The sequence below is a fragment of the Neobacillus drentensis genome (assembly GCF_036966985.1).
Taxonomy (GTDB): Bacteria; Bacillota; Bacilli; order Bacillales; family Cytobacillaceae; genus Neobacillus; species Neobacillus drentensis_E.
In genome coordinates this window covers 1-7,370 of the sequence record NZ_JBALSN010000464.1, presented here as the reverse complement: position 1 = coordinate 7,370, position 7,370 = coordinate 1, and the positions used below count along the sequence as shown (strand labels likewise).

The window sequence follows — 7,370 nt, the reverse complement described above, 5'->3', positions numbered from 1 at the left end:
AACACTGATGTCAATTAATTTTCCTAATTCTCTTGACCAGGTGCCGCCAGCAAGAACAAGATTCTTGCAAGCGTATGTTCCCTTTTGTGAGACAACAATAAATTTTCCAGGAAGCTTTTGAATTTCCGTTACTTTATTATAAGTAGAGTATTGAACCCCATTTTTCTTGGCGGCCCTCATATACATATCGACTAACCGAAAAGGATTGACGTTGCCATCAATGGAGCTATACGTCGCGCCGACAACCTTCGGATTGAGCGATGGTTCTTTTTCTAAGGCCTCTTCTCGGGATAATACCTTAATTTTGATGCCGATTTTTTTGTAGGACTCCGCAAGCCGTAATGCCTTTTCACGATCTGCTTCATTAAAAAATGGAGAAAGTCCGCCAGTCCGTTTATATTCTACATCTCCTATTTTTTTGGATAAATAAGGATAAAGTTCGGCACTGTACATATTAAATTCCGCATACCATGATGGTGTTTTATTATGAACCCATACCCACGCTTGTGTGGATCCTGAAGTTCCCGACAGTGGGAATTTTTGATCCAGCACCAGAATTCCATCCTTATTTCGTTCCGAAAGGTGATAAGCGATACTGCTGCCGACGACCCCTCCCCCGATAATGATTGTTTCATAACTTGTTTCCATTTATCTCACCTTCCCATCCTCTAGCTCCACCTCATCTAAAACAGATTTCACGGAGGAAAATGAGGTACTATTAGTTGCAAGTGTTTCAAGCTTAATTGGACTTATCGGCATCCTCATACGTGGTAAAGGAATCTCATGAAAAGGTATTCCTGTTTTCTCATGAATAATAGCTGACACCAAGCTGGTGCATATTTTTGACTGGCATGGTCCCATTCCGCAGCGTGTCATTCTTTTAATATCATCAAATCTTTTGGCGCCACTCGAAATGACCGCCTCGATTTCTTCGTAACTAATTTCTTCACATCGACAAATAATCGTGGTTTTATCCAATTTATTCACCTTCTTGTCTCTTAATTTTTTAAACTAAGAGATAAATTGGTCCTTAAGGACTGGATGTTCAAAGTTTTCAACATGCTGATTTCTTGCTTTCCATGTCTTCTGATAAAGCTTCGTCTCCAGAATCTCGAGTTCTCTCCATAGAGACAGGGTCTCGATATCGGCCTCTTGCTTACTGATGGCACCCAAGGATGCACAAACACTAACCCCTGCGATCATACCTGTTACTAATAAAGCACCCTGAGAACTGATCCCGGCAGCGTTCCCTGCTAAAAAAACATCTTCCCGGTCAGTTTGTAAATATTTGTTGTACTGTGGGACCCAGCCTCCTAGTTCTTTTTGATAACCGAAGGAACAGCCAAACTGGTAAAATACATCTAGAATTGGCGACCGGCCGCCATCAATACAAACGACATCAACACTTATGGTTAGAATCTGTTCTCCCTGTTCGATATCAATTTCCTCGACTTTCCCAACTCCCCTAGCTTCTTTGATGGATGAATTCACAAAAATAGGAATACCCTTTTTCTCAACCTCTTCCACCTTTTCTGCATCCTGTGCCGTTACGGTGGGATTATTTTCAACAATCCCTTTTATCTGTACACCGACCTCAGTAAGCTGGAGGGCCACTTCCATCGCAAAATCACTGGATCCAACGATAATCGCCTGTTTACCAGGCAGGACAAAATCCCGATTTATTAATGTTTGAGCTGCACCTATGGTCATGATTCCCGGGAGCGTCCATTTCGGAAAAGCGATAGCATTTTCAGCGGCACCGGTAGCCACGATGATTTTTTTCGCTTTAAGTGGAAATACATTGACCTCATCTGTTAGACCAACACTACCATCCTTGTAAAAACCAATTACGCGATGACCTAGCAAACAACGAATGTGGGAATCTTCTACATATCTCGTTAAAAGTCCAGCCAGTTCAAACCCTCGCATAGGCTGATAGGCAGAAGGCAGCGAATGAAGGACCTGGGTCTGTTGAATCAATTGTCCGCCTATAGACAAAGACTCATCTACAATGGTTACATCTAAACCTCTTGAGGCTGTTTCCAAAGCGGCGGTAATGCCTGCGGGACCGGCACCAATAATAAGAACATCAGTCTCCACGTACTTCACTCCTTACATCTGGATCTTCATCATTCGGATAAATCTTCATGCCTTCTTCGACCTTAACCATGCACGTTCGCACATGATCCTCCCCGTTAACCGTCATATAACAGCTGCAGCATCTGCCTCGTGAGCAGAACATACCCCTTGGCTGAATTAAGTTCCTGCTCTGGCCCAATTTTTTTATATCATTCGCCAACAAGGCTGCTGCCACGGATTGGTGTTCATAGGCAGTTAACGGCTCATCATTAACAAAGATTGTTACTTGTTTTTGAAGCTGATCCCCCAAAAGGGGATGATATTTGATGTGCATAAAAACACCTTCTTATGAATTTTTCGACTCAAATACTTTTCCTACGCCTAATACTCTTTCGATGACGATCATTAATACAACGGTTAGAAGAATCATGATACTAGAAACAGAAGTGATGATAGGATCATACTGATATTGCATATAGGTATAAATCCGTACAGGCAGTGTCACCACATCAGTACTAACAATAAATAATGCAACGGTTAAATCGTCAAAAGAGGTAATGAAGGCAAAAATAGCTCCTGCAATGACACCAGATTTAATGATTGGAAGTGTAATTTGAAAGAATACCCTGAGGCTTCCCGCCCCTAGATTCATTGCAGCTTGCTCGATCGTACGATCAAACCCTACTAAACTAGCAACAACCAGGCGCATAACAAAGGGGATGGTTAAGATAATATGACCAATAATTAAAGCAGCCGGACTCGCCGCCAAACCAATCCAAGAAAAAAACTGCAAAAGCGCTACCCCAAATACAACGGAAGGGATCAACAGAGGTGAACCAACTAATTGCATGATGGCTGTTTTCCCTTTAAATTGATATCTGACAACCGCTATAGAAGCCATCGTTCCGATAATCGTTGAAAGGATTGCGGTACCAAAGGCAACGGTAATACTGAGCATGAAGGACTGCATAAATTCAGGATGATTAATTAATTCGACATACCACCTTAAGGTGATCCCTTTGGGCGGAAACACAATAAACTCAGTGGTTGTCAGGGAAGACAATAAAATAACAACAATCGGGGCAGCCAAAAAGATGTAGACGAGCAGACAAAAGAGATTTAAACCGAATTTTGGTAATGCCTTTCTCATTGAATGGCCACCCCTTTTTTGGAACTAGTTAGTAATTTGCTATAAATAATGATGGTAATAGTGGCTATAAAGATTAATAGGAACCCAATGGCCGAACCATAAGGCCAATTCAGCATCACTGCAACCTGTTCATATGTAAGGAACGACATCACTTTTACCTGCGGACCACCTAAAATCGCAGGCGTTACAAAGGAACTCACTCCTAAACTGAACACCATAACGGAACCTGCAAATATACCGGGCAGCGTTAATGGCAAAATGATGGAGAAGAAGGTTCGAATGGAGCTGGCACCAAGATTTTGGGAAGCTCGAATCACAGAAGGGTCAATTCGTTCCAGCGAACCCATAATACTTAAAACCATATAAGGAAATAGAACGTGCACCATTCCTATGACCACACTAAACTCCGTATAAAGCAGGGTTAACGGTTTATCAATCAACCCAAGATTCATTAACGTATTATTGACCACTCCATTATTCGATAACAAAATGACCCAGCCATAACAACGGATCACCATGCTGATTAACAGTGGTGATAGAACTAAAAGGGTTAAATAATTCTTGATCTTACCCTTTGCTTTTGTAATTTGATAGGCTACTGGGAACGAAATAACAATCGCAGTAAGAGTAGTAATCAACGCTATTTTTACCGTACGCCATACCACCCCAAGATAAAATTTATCTGAAATAAATTTAAGATAATTCTGTAACGTCCAGTCATGGCCAATCCCGCTTGCTGCGTCAAAAGTCTTAAAGCTTGTGATAAAAAGGAAGAACAACGGAAGCAAAAAGAAGAAAATAAAGATACCAAGGGTCGGAAGTAATAAAAGCAAATAATCAAGCTTTTTTTTCGTTAGATTCTTTTTTTTCTCCCTGATTTGCAGTTCCTTTTCCTGATACGCTGTTTCAGCCTGCATTAGATCAAGTCACCTCACTTTTTGATCGCTAATAAATCTTCTGAATTCCATTTAATACATACATGTTGCCCTTCTTTAATATCATCAGGATTTAACATCGTATTGGGAATATCGGCAATTACATGTTTCTCCTTGTTTACTAAAATGTACCGGGTCTTCGCACCCAAGAACATTTTCCTTTCAACCTTAACCTTAAGACCTTCAATATCATCTAGCGAAATTTGGATTTTTTCAGGCCTGATATAAAAGTCAATCACAGAATCCTTCGCACTATAATCCCTTATAACCTGTTCATGGCCATCAAAAGACACTAAGCATTGATTTTCACCTAATGTCTCTAGCACCTGCCCTTGAATCTGGTTGACTTCGCCAATAAACCTAGAAACGAAATCAGTCTGAGGGTGGTTGTAAATAGCCACAGGAGTATCGAGCTGTTCTATTCTGCCTTCATACATAACCGCGATTCGGTCTGAAATGGCAAGTGCCTCTTCCTGATCATGCGTGACAAAAATGGTCGTAATCCCAACCCTTTTTTGAATTTCTACAATTTCTTCTCGCATTTCTTGACGGAGTTTGGCATCCAGATTGCTTAGTGGTTCATCTAAAAGCAAAACTTTCGGCTTGATCACGAGTGCTCTTGCTAAAGAAACACGCTGCTGCTGACCGCCAGATAGTTCTTTTGGAAAGCGTTTTTCATAGCCTTCCAGCCGGACCATCTCAAGCGCTTCAGTAACACGATTTTTAATCTCACTTTTACTGACCTTGCGAAGCTTTAAACCATAGGCAACATTATCAAATACAGTCATGTGGGGAAAGAGAGCATAGTTTTGAAAAACCATGCCCATCTCTCTTTTATTAGGAGGAAGCAGGTGAACAGGCTTCCCATCCACCACGATTTTCCCTCCGTCTACGTCTAGAAACCCAGCAATCATATTTAAGGTTGTTGTTTTTCCGCAGCCGGATGGCCCAAGGAAAGAAACAAGCTCCCCCTGCTTGATTTCAAGGTTCATCTTTTTCACAACCTCTGTTTTATTAAAGGTTTTGACAACGTTTTCAAGGCATAAATAGCTCATCTTATCACCTCTTTTTTAGTGGGCTACTTCAATTTCCTTATTAGCTCTCTCTGTCCATTCCGCTCTCTTTGTATTGATATACTCCCAATCCACTTTCACAAGCTTTGCAATTTCATCTTCACCGTAAACAATCTTCTTGGTAATATCCCCATCAAGTTTCACATTTTTATTTACAGGTCCGTCAAATAAGGCATTTGCAAATTCCACTTGGGTATTTTCACTTAAAATAAAATTCACAAACTTTTGTGCCAGTTCTTCATTTGGGGCGCCTTTTACCACACTAACGGTTGCAAAAAGTGCAGGTGCACCTTCCTCTGGAATCACATATTCAATTGGGAATCCTGTATCCTGCAACGTGTACACGCGGCTGCTTCCCCAAGCACTTGCGACTGTTTGGCCCTGTAAGAAGTAGTTAGAAACGTCAGCGGTTTTATCAAATGTCACTGCATTTTTAGCAATTTCCTTCATTTTTTTAAATCCAGGTTCAATATCCTGTGCGCTTCCGCCATTTGCCATTGCTGACATGAGAAGCATATGGACCCCATACGTATTGGCAATGGATGGCAAAACTAATTTGTTCTTAAACTTAGGATCTGCTAAGTCATTCCATGATTTAATAGGTTCCCAGCCATTTTGCTTAAATGTATCCTTGTTATAAGCCAATCCAGTAGTAATGATGCCAAAACCAACTCCGATGTTGTCCTTATCTTTGGCGATATCATAAACGTCTTTCAAGTTTGTAACAATACTCTCATTCAATGGCGCTAATAAACCAAAAGCTTTTGCCTGGGCCTGCGGTCCATCATGCATGAAAGCAGCATCGATTTGCGGCTTATCCTTTTGTGCCTGAAGTTTTGACAAGGTATCAACAGAACTCCCAGTAATATACTTCACTTTCACACCGTATTCCTTTTCAAACTTTGGAATGAGTGTCTCTTTCATCTTCTTTTCATAGCTGCCACCATAGGCAGCTAATACTAATGTTTTGCTGCCTTCGCCCGCTGATTTTTCTGTCGACGAACTGCCTGTCTGGCTGCCACACCCAGAAATAATACCTAGAACAAGAATAATTAATAGAACTACCGACAAATTTCTTTTTTTCATTATTATTACTCCTCCTCAAATAAAGTTCTCTTATATGTGGAAAAAGCTTTATCTACCCGACTTTCCTCCCTTTCCTATTAAATTATTATAGTAAACATTGATGCATTTTTTAGAATTTTCAGATAAGCGCTTACAAAAAAATATAATATTATAATTTTTTAAGTTATAATATTATACTTTTATACTTATCTAAAAATGAATCTCTGTGTAATAGGTAACTTGATCATGACGTACATAAAATTTCGAGTATTCAATTACCTTTTCTTGCTTGGTATACGTAAACCTCTCCCATTCAAACACGGGCGTACCTGGTTCAACCTGAAGCCATTCCGCCATTTCTCCTAAAGCTATATACGGCTTTATTAATAACCTAGCCCTGCCTAACAAAATATGATACTTATTTCTCAGAATATTGTAGATAAGCTCATTATTTATATCATTTGGCAAAAGGTCAGGACATTGATCATAGGGTAGATACGAGTACTCAAGAGCAACTGGAACATCATTCTCAATTTTTAAACGCTTGATCTTAATGATTTTTGCTTCAGGTTGCAATTCTAGTTTTTCTGCCACAACGTTTCCAGCATTTTCAATCGAAAAACCGATTAATTCATGAGGATGTTCCTCTTCTTCAGTTGTTTTGGAGAAGAACACATTAATATCTTGTTCATTCGAGGAACCCGCTACAAAAGTACCTTTCCCTCTTTGCCGGTAAAGATACCCCTTGTTTACCAATTCAATGACCGCCCGTTTGACCGTAATGGTACTCACATCAAACAGATCAGCTAATTCCTGTTCAGTTGGCAGCTGATAACCTATATCCCACTGCTTGGATTTAATTTTTTCCTCTAATACTAGTTCCACTTGACGATAAAGAGGAACATGATTATTTTTATCTATTTTCATAAAATCACACCTAATTTATAATATTATAACTTTATAACCTATCACTATATTTCCTACTAATACATAATTTACTTTGATTTTCACCTGTTGTCAATATATTTTGAATTTTTTAAAAATTATTTATTCTAACAACCATAATTA

General features: G+C 39.7%; 9 protein-coding genes. All 9 read right to left on the bottom strand.

Annotation, left to right across the window (positions count from 1 at the left end; translation table 11 throughout):
• Positions 1-648: NAD(P)/FAD-dependent oxidoreductase (locus V7659_RS25405; RefSeq protein ID WP_335542897.1), on the bottom strand; the 648-nt coding region annotated here is incomplete at its 3' end.
• Entirely contained in the window at positions 649-987 is a 339-nt protein-coding gene (locus V7659_RS25400; RefSeq protein ID WP_335542896.1) for a (2Fe-2S)-binding protein, read from the bottom strand. It lies immediately after the preceding gene.
• Positions 988-1,011: 24 nt separating this feature from the next.
• Complete coding sequence (locus V7659_RS25395) at positions 1,012-2,100, bottom strand: NAD(P)/FAD-dependent oxidoreductase (RefSeq protein ID WP_335542895.1); 1,089 nt, start codon at positions 2,098-2,100, stop codon at positions 1,012-1,014.
• Positions 2,090-2,413: a (2Fe-2S)-binding protein gene (locus tag V7659_RS25390; protein ID WP_335542894.1), complete on the bottom strand. Its 324-nt coding sequence runs from the start codon at positions 2,411-2,413 to the stop codon at positions 2,090-2,092. The genes V7659_RS25395 and V7659_RS25390 overlap by 11 nt, the downstream gene beginning before the upstream one ends.
• A gap of 12 nt (positions 2,414-2,425) precedes the next feature.
• Positions 2,426-3,229: an ABC transporter permease gene (locus V7659_RS25385; protein ID WP_335542893.1), complete on the bottom strand. Its 804-nt coding sequence runs from the start codon at positions 3,227-3,229 to the stop codon at positions 2,426-2,428.
• Positions 3,226-4,146 (bottom strand): ABC transporter permease, encoded by a 921-nt coding sequence (locus V7659_RS25380; RefSeq protein WP_335542892.1) that lies wholly within the window; start codon positions 4,144-4,146, stop codon positions 3,226-3,228. The genes V7659_RS25385 and V7659_RS25380 overlap by 4 nt, the downstream gene beginning before the upstream one ends.
• 14 nt (positions 4,147-4,160) lie before the next feature.
• The gene (locus V7659_RS25375; protein WP_335542891.1) at positions 4,161-5,219 is read right to left on the bottom strand and encodes an ABC transporter ATP-binding protein; all 1,059 of its coding nucleotides are present in this window, start codon (positions 5,217-5,219) and stop codon (positions 4,161-4,163) included.
• Positions 5,220-5,234: 15 nt separating this feature from the next.
• The gene (locus V7659_RS25370) at positions 5,235-6,323 is read right to left on the bottom strand and encodes an ABC transporter substrate-binding protein (RefSeq protein WP_335542890.1); all 1,089 of its coding nucleotides are present in this window, start codon (positions 6,321-6,323) and stop codon (positions 5,235-5,237) included.
• A 189-nt stretch (positions 6,324-6,512) separates the two neighbouring features.
• Positions 6,513-7,229 carry a GntR family transcriptional regulator gene (locus V7659_RS25365; RefSeq protein WP_335542889.1) on the bottom strand — a complete coding sequence of 239 codons (717 nt, stop codon included), beginning with the start codon at positions 7,227-7,229 and terminating at the stop codon, positions 6,513-6,515.
• Between the last annotated feature and the right edge of the window lie 141 nt (positions 7,230-7,370).

Bases quoted from the DNA above. Each gene is read 5' to 3' on its own strand.
- V7659_RS25385 (WP_335542893.1), bottom strand. From the start codon at position 3,229: ATGAGAAAGGCATTACCAAAATTCGGTTTAAATCTCTTTTGTCTGCTC.
- V7659_RS25375 (WP_335542891.1), bottom strand. From the start codon at position 5,219: ATGAGCTATTTATGCCTTGAAAACGTTGTCAAAACCTTTAATAAAACA.
- V7659_RS25365 (WP_335542889.1), bottom strand. From the start codon at position 7,229: ATGAAAATAGATAAAAATAATCATGTTCCTCTTTATCGTCAAGTGGAA.
- V7659_RS25380 (WP_335542892.1), bottom strand. From the start codon at position 4,146: ATGCAGGCTGAAACAGCGTATCAGGAAAAGGAACTGCAAATCAGGGAG.
- V7659_RS25390 (WP_335542894.1), bottom strand. From the start codon at position 2,413: ATGCACATCAAATATCATCCCCTTTTGGGGGATCAGCTTCAAAAACAA.
- V7659_RS25370 (WP_335542890.1), bottom strand. From the start codon at position 6,323: ATGAAAAAAAGAAATTTGTCGGTAGTTCTATTAATTATTCTTGTTCTA.